The following is a 19,260-nucleotide window of genomic DNA, read 5'->3' on the forward strand; positions in this document are numbered from 1 at the left end:
TCTTCGAGTTTTCACTCGAAGAGTTACAGGTGGAGCAGCATGCGCGAGTTGCCCAGGGTGTTCGGCTTGACGTACGAGAGGTCGAGGAACTCCGCCACGCCCTCGTCGGCCGACCGCATGATCTCCTCGTACACCTCGGGGGACACCGGCGTGCCGTCGATCTCCACGAAGCCGTGCCGACCGAAGAACTCGGTCTCGAAGGTCAACACGAACAACCGCTCCAGTTGCAGCTCGCGGGCCGTCTCGATCAACCGGCTGACGATGCGGTGCCCGATGCCCCGCCCCAACGCCGAGGGCGTCACCGCGACCGTGCGGATCTCGGCCAGGTCCTCCCACAGCACGTGCAGCGCGCCGCAGCCGAGCACCACGCCGTCCTCCTCGGCGACCCAGAACTCCTGGATGTCCTCGAAGAGCGTGACGAGCGGCTTGGCCAGCAGCACCTTGCCGGCGTAGGCGTCGATGAGCGCCTTCATGGCTCTCACGTCACCGGTGCGGGCGCGCCGCACGTTGATCGGGTCGTTCACGGTGCAAACGTATGCCCAGCCTCCCCACGCCGAGCACTCAGGTGAGCCGCGTCATGCGGGCCCGTCGTGACGCGGCCCGTGTCGGCGAGTGGCGAGGGCGTCGGCGTCGTTTGCGTGCACACAACCCGAGGTGTGTCGACACAACTTCGGGGGGCAAATCGGAACTGCACTCCAATGGGTCAATGTGGCGCGCCGTCGCATTGGCTGCCTACAGGACCCGTGGGCATCTCCTCGGCGAGGGGGCAAATACGAGCAGTCTTCATTTGCCTCCCCCTTTGCGGCCGCAGAGGGCTGGACCGTGGTCCTGGTCCGGTGCCACCATGGCCGGTCTCCGCGGACTGGCACCGCGCCTGGCGGCCCCGGTGGCGGGCTTCCGCCGCGGAGAGGCGCGGTAACCGGGTCCGACCCCGGTCCCGGCGCATTCCGAATGCCGTCGCTCGCCGCGGTCCGGGCCCGTCCGGGTGTGAATCGGCCTCAGCGCCGGAATTCCGTTGCCGTCGCGATTCGTCCGCCCCGACGGGAATCGCGGAGCGGTGGCCCGCCGATTTCGGGCCGACCACCCGCGGCCGAACGCACCGCGCCGGGACGACCACCCGCCGACACCCGGCCCGACTCCCGTGCGTCGATCCCCGAGGCGCGAGGCGGGCGGGCGAAGGGTGGGGGCGGCCGCGCCGGTTACGCTGAGCACCGTGTCTTCCCCCACCACGTCCAAGCGCGTCGCCATGCTGACCCTCGGGTGCGCCCGCAACGAAGTCGACTCCGAAGAACTCGCCGGCCGCCTCACCGCCGGCGGTTGGGAGCTGGTCGACGACGAAGCCGACGTGGTCGTGGTCAACACGTGCGGCTTCGTGGAGTCGGCCAAGAAGGACTCCGTGGACACCCTCCTCGCCGCCGCCGACAGCGGCGCGAAGGTGGTCGCGGTCGGGTGCATGGCGGAGCGCTACGGCGCCGAGCTGGCCGACAGCCTGCCCGAGGCGCACGCCGTGCTCGGGTTCGACCACTACGCCGACCTCGCCGACCGCCTGGACGACGTCCTCGCCGGCCAGGCCATCGCGTCGCACCAGCCGGTCGACCGCCGCACCCTCCTCCCGCTCACCCCGGTCCAGCGGCCGGCCGCGGTCGAGGAGGTGCAGGTGCCCGGGCACGGCTGGGGCCCGCGCGTGCTGCGCACCCGCCTCGCGGACACGCCCGTCGCGCCGCTGAAGATCGCCTCCGGCTGCGACCGGCGGTGCGCGTTCTGCGCCATCCCGTCGTTCCGCGGCGCGTTCGTGTCCCGCCACCCGGACGAGGTGGTGGCCGAGGCGATGTGGCTGGCCGAGCAGGGCGTGCGCGAGGTGTTCCTGGTCTCCGAGAACTCCACCTCCTACGCCAAGGACCTGCCCCGCGAGCTGGGCGGCCTGGAGCGGCTGCTCGCGCGGCTCGCCGCGGTGCCCGGCATCGACCGCGTCCGCGTGTCGTACCTCCAGCCCGCGGAGACCAAGCCGAGCCTGGTCAAGGCCATCGCCACCACCGAGGGCGTCGCCGACTACTTCGACATGTCCTTCCAGCACTCCAGCGAGCCCGTGCTGCGCCGGATGCGCCGGTTCGGCTCCACCGAGTCCTTCCTCGGCCTCGTCGAGCAGATCCGCTCCCACGCGCCGCGCGCGGGCATCCGCAGCAACGTCATCGTCGGCTTCCCCGGCGAGACCGAGGAGGACGTGGCCGAGCTGGAGCGCTTCCTCACCGCCGCCCGCCTGGACGCGGTGGGCGTGTTCGGCTACTCCGACGAGGACGGCACCGAGGCCGAGGGCCTGCCGGGCAAGCTGGACGCCGACACCATCGCCGAACGCGTCGCCCGCGTGTCGAACCTGGTCGAGGAGCTGACCGCGCAGCGCGCGGAGGAGCGCGTCGGCGACGAGGTCGTCGTCCTGGTCGAGACCGCGGAGGACGACGAGAACGACTGCGTCGGCCGGGCCGCCCACCAGGCGCCCGAGGTGGACGGCGAGTGCGTGATCACCAACGCCGACGGCCTGCGGGTCGGCGACCTGGTGCGCTGCCGGGTCGACGCGTCCGAGGGCGTCGACCTGGTCGTCTCCGCGATCGAGGTGCTCCCGAGGTGACCGAACCCGCGCGCGTGCCGGTGCTGAACATCGCCAACGTGCTGACGATGTCCCGGCTGGTGCTCGTGCCGGTGTTCCTCTACCTGCTGTTCGCCGAGGGCGGCCACCAGCCGTGGTGGCGGCTGGCCGCCTTCGGCGTGTTCGCCGTGGCGTCGGTCACCGACCACGTCGACGGCAACCTGGCCCGCAAGCTGGGCCTGATCACCGACTTCGGCAAGATCGCCGACCCGATCGCGGACAAGGCGCTGACCGGCGCCGCGCTGGTGGGCCTGAGCCTGCTGGGTGAGCTGCCGTGGTGGGTGACGGTCGTCATCGCCGTGCGCGAGCTGGGCGTCACGCTGCTGCGCTTCTGGGTCATCCGGCACGGCGTGATCCCGGCCAGCCGCGGCGGCAAGGCCAAGACGCTCGTGCAGATCGTGGCCATCGGCCTGTACCTGCTGCCGCTGCCGCCCTGGCTGGACCTGCTCCCGGTGGTCACCATGGGCGCGGCCGTGGTGCTGACCGTCGTCACGGGCGTCGACTACGTGATCCGCGCCTTCCGGCTGCGGGCCCGCGGCAAGCGCGCGGTGGCCGGGGCGTGACCGCCGCCGACGTCGTCCGGGCGCTCCGGGACCGCGGCGAGACCGTCGCCGCGGCCGAGTCGCTGACCGCCGGCCTGGTGACCGCCGAGCTGGCCTCCGTGCCCGGCGCCAGCGCCGTGGTGCGCGGCGGTCTCGTCGTCTACGCCACGGACCTCAAGCACACGCTCGCGGGCGTGGACGCCGCCCTGCTGGCCGAGCACGGCGCGGTGCACCCCGAGGTGGCCCGGCAGCTCGCCGAGGGCGCACGCGCCCGCTGCGGCGCGACGTGGGGCCTCGGGCTGACCGGGGTGGCGGGCCCGGACCCGCAGGACGGGGTGGCGCCGGGCACGGTGCACGTCGGTTTGTCCGGTCCGTCCGTTTCGGTCGTGCGCACGCTCACTCTGGGTGGTGGCCGTGACGAAGTCCGCAAGAGTTCGACGGTCGCGGCCCTGGATCTCCTGCTGGACCACCTCAAGATCCCCGTCGAGTGACGTGAGCAGGGCGTTCCCCCTCATCGCCGACCACGCACGCGGGAACTTACCCGGCAGTTCACTCGTTCGCCCTTGGCGGACGTGTCGGGAAGTCACTGCCCGTCGACGGGACGGGTCGGTAACGTGGTGGCACGGCCGGCCGGAAGGAGGCGCGCGATGACCGTGCTGCTACGCGAGGCGATCGGTGATCGGCTCCGCCATGCCCGCACCACCCAACGCCGCACGCTGCGCGAGGTCTCCAGGACCGCCCGCGTCAGCCTGGGGTACCTCTCCGAGGTGGAGCGTGGCCGCAAGGAGGCGTCCAGCGAGCTGTTGGCCGCGATCTGCGAAGCGCTGGACCTGCCCCTGTCGGAGCTGCTGCACCTGGTCGCCTCGGACATCGGCGCGGTCCAGCAGCCCGTGCCCACGCCTGCCGAGCTGGCCGAGCGCAGCACCGCGCCCGCCGCGGCGGCGGGCCTGGAGGGCGGCAGCCTGGTGCCCGCGGTGATCGGCAACGACCTGTCCGACCTGCGGCTTCAGCCCGTGCTCACGCACCGGCTCTCGACCTCGATCAGCAAGCCGCGCGACGCGGTGGTGGCGGCGTAACCCCAGTTCACCCGTGCCAGAGCCGAGCCGGTCCGACCGGCTCGGCTCTCCGCGCTTGCAACGACTTGGCAACCCGGTGTGGGGTCGCCGCGTCCACCGGGGGCGCGCGGGGCAGGATGACCATGCCGACGAAAGTCGGGGGTGACTCAGGGTGAACCCGGAGATCTCCCCGGGTCGGTGGAAGCAGCGCGGGACAACTGACACGATGGAACCAACACCGGCACCGGGTCGTTGCCAATCACGAGCGCGAGCCAGGGAAGTGCGGAGAAGGCAGGCGTAGGAGATGGCCAACCCTTTCGTGAAGGCATGGAAGTACTTCATGGCGGCTTTCTCGTCGAAAATCGACGAGCACGCCGACCCGAAGGTGCAGATCCAGCAGGCCATCGAGGAGGCTCAGCGGCAACACCAGGCGCTGTCCCAGCAGGCCGCCGCGGTGATCGGCAACCAGCGCCAGCTCGAGATGAAGCTCAACCGCCAGCTCGGTGAGGTGGAGAAGCTCCAGGCATCCGCACGCCAGGCGCTCGTGCTCGCCGACGAGGCGCGGGCCAAGGGCGACGAGCAGCGCGCGACGCAGTTCGAGAACGCCGCGCAGGGCTTCGCCACCCAGCTGGTGACCGCCGAGCAGAGCATCGAGGACCTCAAGACCCTGCACGACCAGGCGTTGCAGGCCGCGACCCAGGCCAAGCAGGCCGTCGAGCGCAACGCGATGGTGCTGCAGGGCAAGCTCGCCGAGCGCACCAAGCTGCTCAGCCAGCTGGAGCAGGCGAAGATGCAGGAGCAGGTCTCCCACTCGCTGCGCCAGATGACCGAGCTGGCCGCGCCCAGCAACACGCCGTCGCTGGAGGAGGTCCGCGACAAGATCGAGAAGCGGTACACCACCGCGCTCGGGTCGGCGGAGCTGGCGCAGAACTCGGTGCAGGGCCGGATGCTGGAGGTCCAGCAGTCGACCACCGAGATGGCGGGCATGTCGCGGCTGGAGCAGATCCGCGCCTCGATGGCGGGCGGCAAGGTCGCCGGCGAGGTGACCGGCGGCCAGCCCGCGAGCGCGAGCATCCAGCAGGAGATCCAGCAGCGGGTGCAGCAGGCGCAGGCGCAGCCGACCCAGCAGATGCAGCAGAACCCGCCGGCGAGCCAGGGCTGAGAGGGTGGTGTCCGCGATGGAACCCCGGCGCAAGGCGGCCGGTGAGATCGTCCAGATCATCGGCGGCCAGCTCCAAGGGCAACTCGCGGACCAGGTGAAACGGCGGTACGCCGCCTGGAACGACCCGCGCGCGAAGCTCGACCGGCGGTACCGCCGGTCGAGCCGCGTGCTGACCTTCTGGCTGATCGTGCTGGCCCTGCTCGCGGTCGTGGGCACGCTCACCCTGGTGGGTGTGCTCGGCGCGGGCGCCGGCGTCGCCGCGGCCCTCGGGTTCGCCGGCACGTCCGTGCTGGCCGTGCGCACGAACCTGAAGATGAGGGGCATCGACGCCGCCCGCAAGCAGCTGGAGGTCGCGCCGGTGCGCGAGCCGCTGCCCGCGCGCTCGTCGGCCGCGCGCCAGCCGATGGAACGGCTGGAGGACGCCGAGGACACGCTGCGGGAGCTGCTGCGCCAGCTCGACTCGGCGGCGCTGACGTCCATCCCCACCGACTCGGTCGAGCAGGCCCGCGCCACCGGCGCCGAGGCATCCTCCGCGATCCGGGCCGTGTCCCGCCAGCTCCAGGCCGTGGAACGGGCGCGCGACACCGCGCCGCCGCTGGACCGCGCACCGCTGGTCGAGGGCGTGCGCCGGCTGCGGGCGCAGCTGGACGAGGGCGTGGACGGCTACTGCGGCCTGGTCGCCGCGGCCGGTCGGGTGCTCGCCGAGAGCACCGCGTCCAACCCCCGGCAGGTGCTGGGCGACGCGACGGACCACCTGGCCGGTCTGGCGTCGGCGTTGCGCGAGCTGTCGCGCTGATCACGCCCCCGGTGCGGATCCCCGCACCCGGTGGCCGCGCGGCCATCTGCACGAACGCCGACTACGTCACGTTGCGTAACGAAGTTGGGCCAACCTCGCCGCCACAGTGGCGTACGCTGCTGCGATCGTGTGATTATCAGACCGTTACATAGCTGCGGCCACTACTTGGCGTGGCAGGATCCTCGGGTCGGACAGCGTGGTCCGTCCTGGTCGCCGGGGAGGTCGTTGAGTGGCGTTGTGGACCGTGCGCGGTGATGGCCGCCCCACCGATGGCGACGCCGTCGCGCCGCAGGAGCGGCTGAGCTGGCCGCGCACCATCGGGTTCGGCGCCCAGCACCTGGTCGCGATGACGGGCGCCACGATCCTCGTCCCCGCCACCACCGGGCTCCCCGTCAGCACCACGCTGCTGTTCTCGGGCGTCGGCACGCTCCTGTTCATCGTGATCACCCGCAACCGCGTGCCCAGCTACCTCGGCGCGTCGTTCGCGTTCATCGCGCCGCTGTCGGCCGCCCGCGACGAGGGCATCGCCGCGCAGCTCGGCGGCGTGCTCGCGGCCGGCCTGCTGGTGATCATCCTCGGGGTCGCGGTGAAGGCGCTGGGCGTGCGGCTGCTGGAGGCCGTGATGCCGCCGGTGGTGACCGGCGCGGTGGTCGTGCTGATCGGGCTGAACCTGTCGCACCGGGCCACCGACTCGTTCGCCCAGCAGCCGCTGCCCGCCGTGGTGACGATGGGCATCATCCTGCTGTGCGGCGTGCTCGGCCGCGGCTCGGCGTTCCGGTTCTCCGTGCTGATCGGCGTGGTCGCCGGGTGGGCGCTCGGCTTCGGGCTCGGCCTGGTCGACACGGCCGCGGTCGGCCGCGCCGCCTGGTTGGGCCTGCCCGAGTTCCACGCGCCGGAGCTGCGCCCGACGGTGACGCTGCTGGTGCTGCCGGTGGTGATCGTGCTGGTCGCGGAGAGCGTCGGCCACGTCAAGGCGATCGGTGCGCTGACCGGCCGCAACCTCGACGGCAACGTCGGCGACTCGATCATCGCCAACGGCGTGTCCACGGCCCTGGCGGGCTTCGGCGGCGGCTCGGGCACCACGACGTACTCCGAGAACATCGGCGTGATGGGCGTGACCAAGGTCTTCTCCACGGCCGCGTACGCGGTGACCGGCGTGGCCGCCGTGCTGATCTCGTTCTCGCCGAAGCTCACCGCGCTGCTCTCCACCATCCCGGCGGGTGTGGTCGGCGGCGCCACGCTCGTGCTGCTGGGCCTGATCAGCCTGGTCGGCGTGCGGGTCTGGATGGACAACCGGGTCGACCTGACCAACCCGGGCAACGCGCTGGTGGGCGGCGCGGCCCTGGTCGCGGGCGTGGGCGACCTGACGCTGGAGCTGGGCGACATGGAGCTGGGCGGCCTGGTCTGGGGCTCGCTGCTCGTGGTGATCCTGCACCCGGTGCTGCGCTGGCTCCGCGCCGCCCGCGGCGTCTGACGCCCCTCAGCCGAGGTGCTCCTCCTCGTAGGCGTAGTGCGCCTCCAACCGCTCCTCCAGGCGGTCCAGCTCGGGCCGCAGCCGCTCCGGGTCGCCTGACAGGGCGGCGATCTCCGCGATCACCCCGGCGACGACGCGGTGCTCCTCGCGCAGCCGTGCCAGCACCGGCGCCAGCGCGGGGTCGTGGTCCTCGAACGCGGTGAACGCCCCGTCCTCGCGGAGGTGGTGCACCCGCAGGGCGTCGCAGAACGCGAGGCAGTGGTCGCGCAAATCGCGGCCGGCGGCCGGGTCGGCGCGCAGCCGCCGCAGCCGCGCCCGCAGGTCGTCGTGGTGCCGGCGCAGCTGCGCGCCCAGCGCCGCGACCCGCGCCGGGTCGAGCCGCAGCACGGTGAGGGCGACGACCGGGATCGCCCTGGTCGTGGCCTCGACGTAGGCGCGGAACGCCGGGTCGTGCCGTGCCCGCAGCTCGTGGAAGCGGTCCCGCTCGGCCCCTTCGAGCGGCACGGCGCGGGCGGCGTGCGCCCGGACCGCGCCGTGCTCGCGGACCTCGATCGTGACCTGCGGGTCGGCGACCAGGTTGCGGTACCAGTCCGGGTGCCGGCGCCCGCCGCCGTTCGTGCCGAACACCAGCAGCCGCCCGCCGTCGCGCGCGTAGGCGAGCGGGGTGGTGCGCGGCTTGCCCGTGCGGGCGCCCACCGTGGTCAGGAGCAGCAGGTCCACGCCCTCGAACGGGCCCGCGACCAGGCCGCCGTTGGCCCGGAACTCCTCGATGACCGGCTCGTTCACGCGTGCCCCCACTAGTCTGACCTGTCACGACGGTTTTGCTTTGAAAGCAAAACCTCTTTGAGGTCAAAGGTAAGGAGGCCGGTGCCGGGTGTCAACCACCGATGACGCCATCCGGGCGTTGCTGTTGCTCATGCCGCGCATCGTCGGCCGGGCGAAGCGGCTCAAGGTGCCGGACGAGCTGGCGTCCCTGGCGCTCGCGCCGCGGCACCTGTCGCTGCTGTCCTACCTGCTGTTCGACGGCCCGGCGACGGTGAACGACCTGGCCGAGCGGCTGGAGGTGGCGCCGACGACGGTCAGCCTGATGGTGGCCGAGCTGAGCCGCAAAGGCGTGCTGGAACGCCGTGAGGACGAGCGGGACCGGCGCAGGCGGATCGTCAGCATCACCGACGCCCGGCGGCCCGCGATCGACGCGTGGCTGGCCAGGGGAGCGCGGGCGTGGCGGGTCGCGCTGGAGCCGCTGACGCCCGAGCAGCGCCGGGTCTTCGTGGAGACCTTCAGGGCCTACGAGGACGCGTTGGACGCGTGAGTCACCGCAGCGCGCGGGTGATCCGCCGCACCAGGCCCGGCCCCTCGTAGATGAACCCGGTGTAGAGCTGGACCAGGCTCGCGCCCGCGTCCAGCATCCGCTTGGCGTCATCGGCGCTCGCGATGCCGCCGACGCCGATGATCGGCAGCGCGCCGTCGGTCTCCCGGCTGACGAACCGCACCACCTCGCGCGCCCGCGCGGCCAGCGGCTTGCCGCTCAGCCCGCCCGCCTCGTCCGCGAGGCGCCGGTCGGCGGGGGCCAGGCCGTCGCGCGACAACGTGGTGTTGGTCGCGATCAGGCCGCTGACCTCGTGCGCCGCGCACACCTCCAGCAGCTCGCCGATGGCCTCGTCGGTGAGGTCGGGCGCGATCTTGACCAGGATCGGCTTGCGCGGCGCGGACCCGGCCAGCTCGTGCGCGGTCGCGTTGAGCGCGGACAGCAGCTCGGTCAGCGCGCCGCGGTCCTGGAGGCTGCGCAGGCCCGGGGTGTTGGGCGAGCTGATGTTGATCGCGAAGTAGTCGCCGTGGCGGTAGAGCGCGCGCAGGGACGTGCGGTAGTCCTCCACCGCGTCCTCGACCGGCGTGACCTTGGACTTGCCCAGGCTGATGCCCAGCGGCACGGACAGCGGGCCGAGGCGGTCGAGCCGGTTGGCCAGCTCCAGCGCGCCGTCGTTGTTGAAGCCCATCCGGTTGATGATCGCCTCGCTGTCGCGCAGCCGGAACAGGCGCGGCTTGGGGTTGCCCGGCTGGGGGTGCCGGGTGACCGTGCCGACCTCGACGAACCCGAACCCGAGCGCGCCCCACGCGGGCAGCGCGCGGCCGTTCTTGTCCAGCCCGGCGGCCAGGCCGACCGGGTTGGGGAACCGCACGCCGAACACGGTGCGCGGCGCGACCGGCCCGCGGCGCACGAGCTTCGCCGCCGGGCTCAGCTTCTCCAGCACGCCGAGGGTGGTCTCGTGGACCCGCTCCGCGTCGCCGCCGTGCATCCGGAACAACGCCTTGCGCACCACGCTCTTGTAGACCACGGCGGCCACCCTAAGCGATCGGCCCTGGCTGGCAGCGCGGGCACCAGTACGCGGGGCGCTCCAGCACCCCCGCGCCCTGCCCGCCCACGCGGACCTTCGTGCCGCAGCGCAGGCACGGCCTGCCCGCCCGTTCGAACACCCAGTGCTGCCGCCCGCGCCCCGGCAGCCCGGTCGTGTTCTGCTCGGGCCGCCACGCGTTGGCCAGCAGCAGCTTGCGTGCCAGCCGGACGGCCTCCGCCGGGTCCACCGCCGACACCGGGCTCCACGGCGAGACGCCCAGCAGGAAGCACACCTCGGCCTTGTAGAGGTTCCCCACGCCGGCCACGACCCGCTGGTCCAGCAGCGCCAACCCCAGCTCCCGGTCGGGGTCGGCGGCGAGCCGGGCCACCGCCTCGGCGGCCCGCCCGTCGTCCCACTCGCCGAGCAGGTCCGGACCGAGGTGGCCGACCAGCCGCGACTCCTCGCCGGTCGGCAGCAGCTCCAGGTCGTGCAGCGCGAAGCCCACCGCGACCCGGTCCGGCACCTCCAGCAGCGCGCGCACCTGGTGGCCGGGCCGCCGCCAGCGCTCGCCCGGCCGGTAGAGGTGCCACGCGCCGTCCATCCGGAAGTGGCTGTGCAGGCTCAGGTCGCCGGAGAACCGGGTGAACAGGTGCTTGCCGACCGAGCGCACGCCCAGCACGTCCCGGCCGCTCAGGTCGGCCGTCGCCCACCTCGGGTGGCGCAGCTCGCCGCGCAGGAGCCGGCGGCCGGCCAGCGCCTCGTTCAGGCGCTGCCCGGCCAGGAAGACCGTGTCACCCTCGGGCACCGGGGTCGAACGCCACCTTCAGGCCGAACCCGACCAGCACGGACGCGGTCAGCCGCTCGGTCCAGCGCCGCACCCGCGGCCTGGTCAGCACGAGCGCCGCCCGGCCGGCCAGCCACACCACGACGACCTGCCACACCTGGCCGATGCCCACGTGCACGCCGACCAGCAGCGCGCCCCACCCGGCCGACGCCTGGTCGGCGGGCAGGAACTGGGGGAGCAGGCTCAGGTAGAACACGCCGATCTTGGGGTTGAGCAGGTTCGTGGTGAACCCGGTCCGCAGGGCCTGGCCCGGCGTGATCGGGGGCACGTCCGCGGGCCGGTCGAGCGCGCCGCGCCACGACTTCCACAGCGCCGAACCGCCCAGCCACAGCAGGTACGCCGCGCCCGCGTAGCGCACCACGTCGTAGGCGAACCGCGACGCGACCAGCAGCGCGGTCAGGCCGGCGATGCTCGCCGCGCCCCACACCAGGCAGCCCAGCGTGGTGCCGAACCCGCCCACCAGCCCGGCTCCGCGCCCGCCGCCCAGCACCATGCGCAGCAGCATCATCGTGTCCAGGCCGGGCGTGATCGTGAGCAGGAGCGCCGCGACGGTGAACGCGGCGAGCGCCGTCGCGCTCACGCCTCCACCGCCTCCTCGATCTCCTCGTCGTCGAAGTCGCGGTGCACGGCCCGCCGGCGGCTGCGGCTGATCCGCAGGATCCGGGCCAGCAGCAGGTTGAACGCCAACGCGACCTCACGCGCGCCGGGCGTGCCCCACTCGTGGATCGGCATGCACGCGCCCTGCGCCTGCTGCACGGCGAGCCGGTCCGGCAGCGCCACCGGCATCACCAGCGGCCCGAAGATGTCGCGCAGCTCGTCGATGCGGAACTGGTGCTCGTGCGACCGGGGCCGCACCCGGTTCACCACCACGCCGAGGGGTTGCAGGTCGGCGTTGTGCTCGCGCTCGGCCTGCACCGCCTCGAACGCCCGCTGCACGCCCGCCACCGCGAACATCGTGGGTTCGGTGACCAGCAGCGCGCGGTCCGCCGCGACCAACGCCGACCGGGTGAGCTGGCCCAGCGACGGCGGGCAGTCCAGCAGCACGAGCTGGTAGGGCTCCTCGTCGTCCTGGAGCAGCCGCAACGCCTCGCGCAGCCGGCCGAGCCGGGTCTCGCCCGGGTCGGGGTGGTTCAGCGACTCCGCGTCCTCCGACCCGGCCAGCACGTCCACGCCGTCGCCCCACGCGCTCGGCGCGATCGCCTTGTCCAGCGTCTCGCGGCTCGGGTCCCGCAGGACGTCGTAGATGCTCGCCTCGGTGTCGCCGGGTTCCAGCGTCGAAGTGGCGTTGCACTGCGGATCGAGGTCGATGACCAGCGTCCGGACGCCGCGCCGCAACGCCGCCGACGCGAGACCGAGCGCGACCGTCGTCTTCCCAACGCCACCCTTGAGGCTGAGCACCGCCACCGTATGCACGTAGTGCAGCCTACGGCCCTTACGCTCTACGTCCATGCGACCGGACGCCGTACACAGGGTGCTCGACGCCGAGCTGGCCGCCGCGCGCGACCGCCGGGGCGGTGAACCGCCGCGGGTGCTCGACGTGGGCGGCGGCAGCGGCGTGTGGGCCGTGCCACTGGCCGTGGCCGGGTGCGCGGTGACGGTGGTCGACCCGAGCCCGGACGCGTTGGCCACGTTGCACCGCCGCGCGGCGGACCAGGGCGTGTTGGACCGCATCACGGCCGTGCAGGGCGACACCGACGCGCTGGACCGGGACGGTTCGGCGGACCTCGTGCTCGGCCACGGGCTGCTGGAGGTCGTGGACGACGTCGGCGCGGCGCTCGCCGCCCTGGCCGCGGCGGCGACGCCGGGCGGCGCGGTGTCCCTGCTGGTGGCGAACCGGTACGCGGCCGTGCTGCACCGCGCGATCGCGGGCCGGCTGGTGGACGCCCGGCGGTTGCTGGACGACGAGGCCGGTCAGCTCGCCGGCACCCGCGACCCGCTGCTGCGCCGGTTCGACGTGGCCGGGCTGGAGGCGCTGGTCCTGGCCGCCGGGCTGAAGGTCGAGCTGGTGCAGGGCCACGGCGTGGTGTCGGACCTGGTGCCGGGGTCGGTGCTGGAGTCCAGCCCCGGCGCGGCCGAGGCGCTGGCCGAGCTGGAACTGGCCGCGTCGACGCGGCCGCCGCTGCGGGACGTCGCCGCCCGTCTGCACGTCCTGGGCCGCAGGCCGGCCTGAGTGCGGTAGAACGGAGCTTCCGCCGCCTACCGCAGAGGACGCCGCCATGGGAGACCCGCACTTAGCCGGGGCCGGCTGATGGCCGGACCCGCGCCCGAGGACCTGGACGCCGCGGTGCGCGCGGCCGTCGCCGGGGACCGCCGGGCCATCGCCTCGGTGCTCGCCGTCGTCCGCCCGCTGGTCGTGCGCTACTGCCGCGCCCGCGTGGGCAGGCAGGAGCGGTCGTTCACCTCCGCCGACGACGTGGCGCAGGAGGTGTGCCTGGCGCTGCTGACCGCGTTGCCGACGTACCAGGACCACGGTCGGCCGTTCCTGGCGTTCGTGTACGGGATCGCCGCGCACAAGGTCGCCGACGCGCACCGCGCCGCCCTGCGCAGCCGGTCCGAGCCGGTGCCCGAGGTGCCGGACGCGCCGGACGACGAGACGGGACGCCCCGAGCAGACGGCGTTGCGGCTGGAGCTGACCGAGCGCATGGGCGAGCTGCTGCGCCGGCTGCCCGAGAAGCAGCGGGAGATCCTCGTGCTCCGGGTGGTCGTCGGGCTCTCGGCCGAGCAGACCGCCGCCGTGGTGGACGCCTCGCCCGGCGGGGTCCGGGTCGCGCAGCACCGGGCGCTGACCCGGCTGAGACGCGAAATCGAGCGCTCGTTGATCACGCAGCGCAGAACATGAGGGGGGCTCGTTGCTCCGTTCGGGTTCCAAACGCGGCCATTCGGCGTAACTTCCCGTGACTTGCGTCATCTGGGAGTGGGACCGGCGTCGCGTTCGCATGTGCCCCCGAGGGTCGTCCAGCGCGCGGACGCCGAGGAGCTCGCGATGGCAGCAGTGGTGGTGGGTTGTGCGGTTCCGCCGGGATTCCGCGGTGATGCGGGGAGGGCGGTGATGTCCGTGCAGTGCTCGGACGTCGCGTCCTCTTCACCGGTACGAGTGGAAGGAGGGCCGGAGTCTCACGTGGCCGCGGCGGTCCGCGGTGACCGGCGTGCGGTCGAGGCGTTGCTGGCCGAGATCAGACCCGTGGTCGTGAAGTACTGCCGGGCCCGGGTGGGCGGCGGGCAGCGGTGGTCGGCGTCGGCGGAGGACGTGGCCCAGGAGGTCTGCCTCGCGGTGCTGAAGGCGTTGCCCTCCTACCGGGAGCAGGGCCGGCCGTTCCTGGCGTTCGTGTACGGGATCGCGGCGCACAAGGTCGCCGACGCGCACCGGGCGGCGGCGCGCAACCGCGCCGAGTCCGTGCCGGAGCTGCCGGACAGCGCGGGCCCCGAGCCGGGTCCCGAGCTGCGGGCGTTGCAGGGCGAGCTGTCGGACCGGATGGGCAGGCTGCTGGACGTCCTGCCGGACCGGCAGCGCGAGATCCTGGTGCTGCGCGTCGTCCTGGGCCTGTCCGCCGAGGAGACGGCGGACGCGGTCGGCTCGACCCCCGGCGCGGTCCGGGTGGCGCAGCACCGGGCGTTGGCGCGGCTGCGCAAGGTGCTGGACGAAGCCCGGCAGGGCGCCTGACGGGGCCTCAGTGCCGCCAGCGGGTCAGCGCGGCGACCTCCTCCGGTGAGCAGTCGGCGAACCGGGCGATCTCGCCGCGCCGCACGTCGGCGATCGTCGCGGCGAACTCCGCGCCGAACGCCTCGGTCAGCACCTCGTCCGCCTCGAACGCCGCCACGGCCTCCTCCAGGCACGTCGGCAGGCGCTCGGCGCCCGGCACGTCCGCCGGGTCGACCCCGACCGGCTCGGGCAGCCGCGCGGAGTCGACGATCCCGGCCAGGCCCGCCGCCATCGTGGCCGCCACCACGAGGTAGGGGTTGGCCGACAGGTCGTAGCACTTGACCTCCAGGTCGCGGCCCGCCACCAGGCGCAGCGCCGCCTCCCGGTTCTCCAGGCCCCACACCGCGAACGCACCCGCCCACTGCCGCGGCACCAGCCGCAGGTAGCCGGCCACCGAGGGGACGCCGATCGCGCACAGCGCGGGCAGCCGCCGCAGCACGCCGGCGGCGAACGCCTCGGCGTCGGCGGTCAGGCCGAACCAGCCCTCCCCGCCGCCGAACAGGTTGCGGCCGTCGCGCCACAGGCTCAGGTGCAGGTGACCGCCGTTGCCGACGCCGTCGGCGGTGACCTTCGGCGAGAACGACGCGCGCATACCGTGCCGGAGCGTGATCGCCCGGACCGTCTCGCGGACCAGCACCGACGTGTCCGCCGCGTGCACCGGGTCCTCCGGCGCGGTGGACAGCTCGAACTGGCCCGGCGCGTACTCGGGGTGGAACTGGAGCACCTCGACGTCCTGCTCGGCCAGCGCGGACAGCAGGTCCGCGGCGTAGTCGGACAGCTCGACCTGGCGGGCGTGGCCGTACGCGGGCCCGGTGGTGGCGGGCCGGAACTCGTCCGTGCCGCCGCGGCCCACCACCCACTCCACCTCGAACCCGGCCCGGACCTCGTAACCGTGCACGGTGAGCCGGTCGGCCACCGCCCGCGCCAGGCCGCGCTCGTCCTGGGGGTGCGGCTCGCCCTGCCGGTCGAAGCGGTCGGCCGGGGCCCACGCCCAGCCCGGCTGGGCGGCCAGCGCGGTCAGCCGGTCCAGGTCCGGGAACAGCCTCAGGTCGCCGACCGGGCCGCCCGCGTGCCGCCCGGCGATGATCGTGTCGTCCAGCAGGAACGCGTCGAACACCGGGGACGCGCCCACGCCGTCCGCGGCGGCGTCGGGCAGCGCGGCGAGCGGCACGGACTTGACCCTCGTGATGCCGCTGTGGTCCACCCACGTGAGCGCGACCGCGACCACGTCCTGCTCCAGCAGGTCGTCCACGAGGTCGGCGGCCAGGGCCCGCCGGTGCTCCCGCTCCGCAGTGTCCATCTGGCGTGGTTACACCAGGTCACTACTGTTCAACAAGTGGACCCGCTGCTGCCGTGCGTGGCGTCGTTGCGCCTCGTGGACCACCACTGCCACGGGGTGCTCGGCACCGACCTGGACCGGGACGGCTTCGAGTCGAACCTGACCGAGGCCGACTCGGTGTCACCGCTGGGCACGTCGTTGTTCGACTCGTCGCTCGGCCTGGCCGTGCGGCGCTGGTGCGCGCCCCTGCTCGACCTGCCGCCGCTCGCGCCGCCCGACGAGTACCTGGCGCGGCGGCGGTCGCTCGGGGCGGCCGAGGTGAACCGGGCGATGGTGTCGGCGGCGGAGATCTCCACGTTCCTGGTGGACCGCGGCACGTGGCCGGAGGGCTTCGTGCTGCCCACCAGGTTCACCGGTTCGCGTGAACTCTCCGTGCTGCGGCTGGAGCGCCTGGCGGAGGACGTCGTGGCCGGGGGAGCGGCGGCGTTCCCGACGAGGGTGCGGGAGGCGTTGAACGCGACGCCGGCGGTCGCGGCGAAGTCGATCGCGGCCTACCGGGTGGGGCTCGACCTCGACCCGGCGCGGCCCTCGGACCGCGAGGTCGTGGCCGCCGCCGGCCGGTGGCTGACGTCCGGCTCGACCCGGTGCGCGGACGCCGTGATCAGCCGGTTCCTGGTGTGGGAGGCGCTGGACCGCGGGCTGCCGGTGCAGTTCCACGTCGGCTACGGCGACGCCGACCTGTCCCTGCACCGGTGCGACCCGCTGCTGCTCACGGACCTGCTGCGGGCCACCGCGCCGCTCGGCGTGCCGGTCATGCTGCTGCACAACTACCCGTACCACCGCCACGCCGCGTACCTGGCGCAGGTGTTCCCGCACGTGTTCGTGGACGTGGGCCTGGCCACGCACGCCGTGGCGCACCGGGCGAGCCGGGTGCTCGCGGAGGCGCTGGAGATCGTGCCGTTCGGCAAGTTCCTGTTCTCCACGGACGCGTTCGCGCTGGGCGAGCTGTACTACCTGGGCGCGTTGTTCTTCCGCCGCGCGCTGTCCGATTTCCTGTCCGCCGGGCTGCGGGAGCATGCTTTCGCCTTGGCGGACGCCGAACGCGTCGCTCGCCTGATCGGGTGGGAGAACGCGCACCGCGCGTACCGCTTGGAGTAGGGTTTCGAACGGGTGTTCGGCTCGGACGGGGGGTGGTCGGTGGGCCGCAGCGCCAACCTGCCGCGCGGTCTGGTCGACCGCTTCCGCGCCCGCGGCGACGTCTGGCCGGACGACACCGGCTGCTCGATGCTGCACGTGGACATGGACGCCTTCTACGCCTCCGTCGAGATCCGCGACCGGCCGGAGCTGGCCGACAAGCCGGTGGTCGTGGGCGGCACGGCGAACCGGGGCGTGGTCGCGTCGGCGAACTACCTGGCCCGCGAGTTCGGCGTGCGCTCCGCCATGCCGACCTCGCACGCGCGCAGGCTCGCGCCGCACGCGGTGTTCGTGCCGCCGAACTTCGCCCGGTACCAGGAGGTCTCGCGCGGGGTGATGGCGATCTTCCGCGACCTCACGCCGCTCGTGGAGCCGTTGAGCCTGGACGAGGCGTTCCTGGACGTGAGCGGCGCGCTGAAGCGGACCCGGCGGACGCCCGCCCAGCTCGCGCAGCTGATCCGCGAGCAGGTGGAGCAGGCGCACGGGATCACCTGCTCGGTGGGCGTCGCGCCGACGAAGTTCCTGGCCAAGCTCGCGTCGGGGATGTGCAAACCGGACGGACTCATGGTCGTGCCGCGGGACGAGGTGCTGGCGTTCCTGCACCCGTTGCCGGTGTCGGCGCTGTGGGGCGTGGGGCAGCGGACGGCCGAGGCCCTGGACCGGGTCGGGCTGGAGACGGTGGCGGACGTGGCCGCGACGCCCCTGCCCCGGCTGCGCCGGCTGATCGGCGTGGCGCTGGCCGAGCACCTGCACGCGTTGGCGCAGGGGCACGACGACCGGCCCGTCGTGCCGGTCACGCGGGAGAAGTCGATCGGCGCGGAGGAGACCTTCGAGGTCGACCACTTCGACCGCGAGCTGCTGCGCCGGGAGCTGCTGCGGCTGTCGGAGCGCTCGGCGGCGACGTTGCGGGCGCGGGGGCTGCGCGGGCGCACGGTGTCGATCAAGGTCCGGTTCTCCGACTTCACCACGATCACCCGGTCGCGGACGCTGCGGGTGGCGACGGACGTGGCGCACGAGGTCTACAAGACGGCGGCCACCCTGCTGGACGAGCAGGTGCCGCCGGGCGCGGTGCGGTTGATCGGGGTGCGGATCGAGCAGCTGGTCCAGGGCGACGACGGCGAGCAGCTGATGTTCGACGCGCCGGAGCGCGGCCGGCGCGAGGCGGAGCAGGCGGCGGACCAGGCGCGGTCCCGGTTCGGCGCGGCGGCGGTCCGCCCGGCGTCGCTGCTGAACCAGGGCCCGACCAGGTCGGGCCTGCGCGAGCCCAAACCGGACCGCGAACCCTAGACCCCGCGCCCCGACCGCAGGCACCGGACCGTCGGCCATGTTCGCCGGTCCGGCTCCCGGAGCACCGGCTCGTTCTCGAACCCGGCCGCGCACCTCGACCGGAAGCCCGGGTCGAGTGGTGCGGCGTTGGGCACCGGGTGGTGCGGCGTTCGGTTTCCCGTTCCGGGAACCGAGCCGTTCGGGTGGTCGCGGCGCGTGGACGGGGTCGTGCGCGTCGATCACCCGGCACAGTGGTGTCGTGGATCGGTTCTGGGGTCTGCTCACACCCGCCGAGCACGAGGTGCTCACGGCGACCGGTGTCGAGCGCGACTACCCGCCCGGCTCGGTGATCTGCCACGAGGGCGAGGTGACGCGGCACGTGCTCGTCATCCGGAGCGGTCTGCTGCGGGTGACCGCGACCACGGCCAACGGCAGCGAGAAGGTGCTGGCCGTGCGCGGGGCCGGTGACATCGTCGGTGAGCGTTCGGCGGTGGACGGTCGGCCGCGTTCGGCGACGGTGCGCGCGTTGAACGCGGTGCGGGCGCTGGTGCTGTCGGCGAGCGCGTTCGCCGCGCTGTGCCAGCGGCACCCGCGCATCGCCTGGACGGTGCTGACCGTCGTGGTGGCGCGGCAACGCGACACCGACCGCCAGCGCATGCAGATCAGCGGCACGGCCACGCAGCGCGTCGCGGCCGTGCTCATCGACATGGCGTTGCGGCGCGGGATCGCCGACCAGGGCGTGATCGCGTTGAGCCAGGAAGACCTCGCGGGGATCGCGGGCACGTCCCGCGAATCGCTCGTCCGGGTGCTGCGCGCGCTGCGCGAGGAGGGCATTATCAGCACCGGCCGGCGGAAGATCGACATCCACCACGTGAGCCGGCTCTACGACTTCACCACGTGAATGTGGCCTTGTGCGTCATCTGACGCAGAACTCGACGTCCGAACCTCCTACAAATGAGGCATCAGCCGAG

At 73.5% G+C, this 19,260-nt stretch carries 21 protein-coding genes; 14 read left to right on the forward strand and 7 right to left on the reverse strand.

Translation table 11 applies throughout. The features are described from left to right. Positions 1-23 precede the first annotated feature (23 nt). On the reverse strand, positions 24-524 hold the full coding sequence (locus ACWEFJ_RS15120; protein ID WP_378084957.1) for an amino-acid N-acetyltransferase: 501 nt from the start codon (positions 522-524) through the stop codon (positions 24-26). A 722-nt stretch (positions 525-1,246) separates the two neighbouring features. Between ACWEFJ_RS15120 and rimO the strand changes: the two genes are divergently transcribed. The 7 genes from rimO to ACWEFJ_RS15155 all read left to right on the forward strand — a co-directional run bounded on the left by rimO (position 1,247) and on the right by ACWEFJ_RS15155 (position 7,670). Next, on the forward strand, positions 1,247-2,623 hold the full coding sequence (rimO, locus tag ACWEFJ_RS15125) for a 30S ribosomal protein S12 methylthiotransferase RimO (protein WP_449714109.1): 1,377 nt from the start codon (positions 1,247-1,249) through the stop codon (positions 2,621-2,623). Continuing rightward, positions 2,620-3,204, forward strand: coding sequence for a CDP-diacylglycerol--glycerol-3-phosphate 3-phosphatidyltransferase (gene pgsA, locus ACWEFJ_RS15130; protein ID WP_378084963.1), 585 nt, complete (start codon positions 2,620-2,622; stop codon positions 3,202-3,204). The genes rimO and pgsA overlap by 4 nt, the downstream gene beginning before the upstream one ends. Next, complete coding sequence (locus tag ACWEFJ_RS15135; RefSeq protein ID WP_449714064.1) at positions 3,201-3,674, forward strand: CinA family protein; 474 nt, start codon at positions 3,201-3,203, stop codon at positions 3,672-3,674. The genes pgsA and ACWEFJ_RS15135 overlap by 4 nt, the downstream gene beginning before the upstream one ends. Before the next feature lie 156 nt (positions 3,675-3,830). Next, positions 3,831-4,259, forward strand: a complete 429-nt coding sequence (locus ACWEFJ_RS15140; protein WP_378084967.1) for a helix-turn-helix domain-containing protein — start codon at positions 3,831-3,833, stop codon at positions 4,257-4,259. Positions 4,260-4,542: 283 nt separating this feature from the next. Continuing rightward, positions 4,543-5,400 (forward strand): PspA/IM30 family protein, encoded by an 858-nt coding sequence (locus tag ACWEFJ_RS15145; protein WP_449714065.1) that lies wholly within the window; start codon positions 4,543-4,545, stop codon positions 5,398-5,400. A gap of 16 nt (positions 5,401-5,416) precedes the next feature. Beyond that, positions 5,417-6,196 (forward strand): phage shock envelope stress response protein PspM, encoded by a 780-nt coding sequence (pspM, locus tag ACWEFJ_RS15150; RefSeq protein ID WP_449714066.1) that lies wholly within the window; start codon positions 5,417-5,419, stop codon positions 6,194-6,196. A 229-nt stretch (positions 6,197-6,425) separates the two neighbouring features. Beyond that, a complete protein-coding gene (locus ACWEFJ_RS15155) occupies positions 6,426-7,670 on the forward strand; it encodes a uracil-xanthine permease family protein (protein ID WP_449714067.1) in 1,245 nt (414 codons plus the stop codon). 6 nt (positions 7,671-7,676) lie between these two features. Here ACWEFJ_RS15155 and ACWEFJ_RS15160 read toward each other — a convergent pair whose 3' ends face one another. Continuing rightward, complete coding sequence (locus tag ACWEFJ_RS15160) at positions 7,677-8,456, reverse strand: nitroreductase/quinone reductase family protein (RefSeq protein ID WP_449714068.1); 780 nt, start codon at positions 8,454-8,456, stop codon at positions 7,677-7,679. A gap of 130 nt (positions 8,457-8,586) precedes the next feature. Here ACWEFJ_RS15160 and ACWEFJ_RS15165 point away from each other — a divergent pair, with 130 nt between their 5' ends. Then, complete coding sequence (locus tag ACWEFJ_RS15165; protein WP_449714110.1) at positions 8,587-8,982, forward strand: MarR family winged helix-turn-helix transcriptional regulator; 396 nt, start codon at positions 8,587-8,589, stop codon at positions 8,980-8,982. A 1-nt stretch (position 8,983) separates the two neighbouring features. Here the strand turns inward: ACWEFJ_RS15165 and ACWEFJ_RS15170 are convergent, their stop codons facing one another. The 4 genes from ACWEFJ_RS15170 to ACWEFJ_RS15185 are packed head-to-tail and all read right to left on the reverse strand — an operon-like array spanning position 8,984 to position 12,263. Continuing rightward, positions 8,984-10,006, reverse strand: a complete 1,023-nt coding sequence (locus ACWEFJ_RS15170; RefSeq protein WP_449714069.1) for a quinone-dependent dihydroorotate dehydrogenase — start codon at positions 10,004-10,006, stop codon at positions 8,984-8,986. A gap of 10 nt (positions 10,007-10,016) precedes the next feature. Next, on the reverse strand, positions 10,017-10,811 hold the full coding sequence (locus tag ACWEFJ_RS15175) for a DNA-formamidopyrimidine glycosylase family protein (RefSeq protein ID WP_378084980.1): 795 nt from the start codon (positions 10,809-10,811) through the stop codon (positions 10,017-10,019). Beyond that, positions 10,798-11,430 carry a LysE family translocator gene (locus ACWEFJ_RS15180; protein ID WP_449714070.1) on the reverse strand — a complete coding sequence of 211 codons (633 nt, stop codon included), beginning with the start codon at positions 11,428-11,430 and terminating at the stop codon, positions 10,798-10,800. Before ACWEFJ_RS15180 ends, ACWEFJ_RS15175 begins: the two co-directional genes overlap by 14 nt. Continuing rightward, positions 11,427-12,263: a ParA family protein gene (locus ACWEFJ_RS15185; RefSeq protein ID WP_378084984.1), complete on the reverse strand. Its 837-nt coding sequence runs from the start codon at positions 12,261-12,263 to the stop codon at positions 11,427-11,429. The genes ACWEFJ_RS15180 and ACWEFJ_RS15185 overlap by 4 nt, the downstream gene beginning before the upstream one ends. Positions 12,264-12,297: 34 nt before the next feature. Between ACWEFJ_RS15185 and ACWEFJ_RS15190 the strand changes: the two genes are divergently transcribed. The 3 genes from ACWEFJ_RS15190 (at position 12,298) to shbA (ending at position 14,511) form a co-directional block, all read left to right on the forward strand. Further along, positions 12,298-13,020 carry a class I SAM-dependent methyltransferase gene (locus tag ACWEFJ_RS15190; protein ID WP_378084985.1) on the forward strand — a complete coding sequence of 241 codons (723 nt, stop codon included), beginning with the start codon at positions 12,298-12,300 and terminating at the stop codon, positions 13,018-13,020. Between the two features lie 78 nt (positions 13,021-13,098). Continuing rightward, positions 13,099-13,689: a sigma-70 family RNA polymerase sigma factor gene (locus ACWEFJ_RS15195; RefSeq protein WP_378084987.1), complete on the forward strand. Its 591-nt coding sequence runs from the start codon at positions 13,099-13,101 to the stop codon at positions 13,687-13,689. A 210-nt stretch (positions 13,690-13,899) separates the two neighbouring features. Next, the gene (shbA, locus tag ACWEFJ_RS15200) at positions 13,900-14,511 is read left to right on the forward strand and encodes an RNA polymerase sigma factor ShbA (protein ID WP_449714071.1); all 612 of its coding nucleotides are present in this window, start codon (positions 13,900-13,902) and stop codon (positions 14,509-14,511) included. A 7-nt stretch (positions 14,512-14,518) separates the two neighbouring features. Here the strand turns inward: shbA and ACWEFJ_RS15205 are convergent, their stop codons facing one another. After that, positions 14,519-15,850 (reverse strand): glutamine synthetase, encoded by a 1,332-nt coding sequence (locus tag ACWEFJ_RS15205; protein ID WP_449714072.1) that lies wholly within the window; start codon positions 15,848-15,850, stop codon positions 14,519-14,521. Between the two features lie 36 nt (positions 15,851-15,886). Between ACWEFJ_RS15205 and ACWEFJ_RS15210 the strand changes: the two genes are divergently transcribed. From ACWEFJ_RS15210 to ACWEFJ_RS15220, 3 genes are all read left to right on the forward strand, one after another. Beyond that, on the forward strand, positions 15,887-16,987 hold the full coding sequence (locus ACWEFJ_RS15210) for an amidohydrolase family protein (protein ID WP_378084993.1): 1,101 nt from the start codon (positions 15,887-15,889) through the stop codon (positions 16,985-16,987). A gap of 39 nt (positions 16,988-17,026) precedes the next feature. Further along, positions 17,027-18,310: a DNA polymerase IV gene (locus tag ACWEFJ_RS15215; protein ID WP_378085082.1), complete on the forward strand. Its 1,284-nt coding sequence runs from the start codon at positions 17,027-17,029 to the stop codon at positions 18,308-18,310. Positions 18,311-18,548: 238 nt separating this feature from the next. Continuing rightward, a complete protein-coding gene (locus ACWEFJ_RS15220; protein ID WP_378084995.1) occupies positions 18,549-19,190 on the forward strand; it encodes a Crp/Fnr family transcriptional regulator in 642 nt (213 codons plus the stop codon). The last annotated feature ends 70 nt before the right edge of the window (positions 19,191-19,260 follow it).

Source organism: Actinosynnema sp. NPDC004786, from assembly GCF_053601135.1.

Excerpts from the sequence above, each read along its gene's own strand:
- ACWEFJ_RS15205 (WP_449714072.1), bottom strand. The coding sequence starts at position 15,850 with ATGGACACTGCGGAGCGGGAGCACCGGCGGGCCCTGGCCGCCGACCTC.
- pspM (WP_449714066.1), top strand. The coding sequence starts at position 5,417 with ATGGAACCCCGGCGCAAGGCGGCCGGTGAGATCGTCCAGATCATCGGC.
- rimO (WP_449714109.1), top strand. The coding sequence starts at position 1,247 with ATGCTGACCCTCGGGTGCGCCCGCAACGAAGTCGACTCCGAAGAACTC.
- ACWEFJ_RS15145 (WP_449714065.1), top strand. The coding sequence starts at position 4,543 with ATGGCCAACCCTTTCGTGAAGGCATGGAAGTACTTCATGGCGGCTTTC.
- ACWEFJ_RS15165 (WP_449714110.1), top strand. The coding sequence starts at position 8,587 with ATGCCGCGCATCGTCGGCCGGGCGAAGCGGCTCAAGGTGCCGGACGAG.
- ACWEFJ_RS15140 (WP_378084967.1), top strand. The coding sequence starts at position 3,831 with ATGACCGTGCTGCTACGCGAGGCGATCGGTGATCGGCTCCGCCATGCC.
- ACWEFJ_RS15195 (WP_378084987.1), top strand. The coding sequence starts at position 13,099 with ATGGCCGGACCCGCGCCCGAGGACCTGGACGCCGCGGTGCGCGCGGCC.
- ACWEFJ_RS15190 (WP_378084985.1), top strand. The coding sequence starts at position 12,298 with ATGCGACCGGACGCCGTACACAGGGTGCTCGACGCCGAGCTGGCCGCC.
- shbA (WP_449714071.1), top strand. The coding sequence starts at position 13,900 with ATGTCCGTGCAGTGCTCGGACGTCGCGTCCTCTTCACCGGTACGAGTG.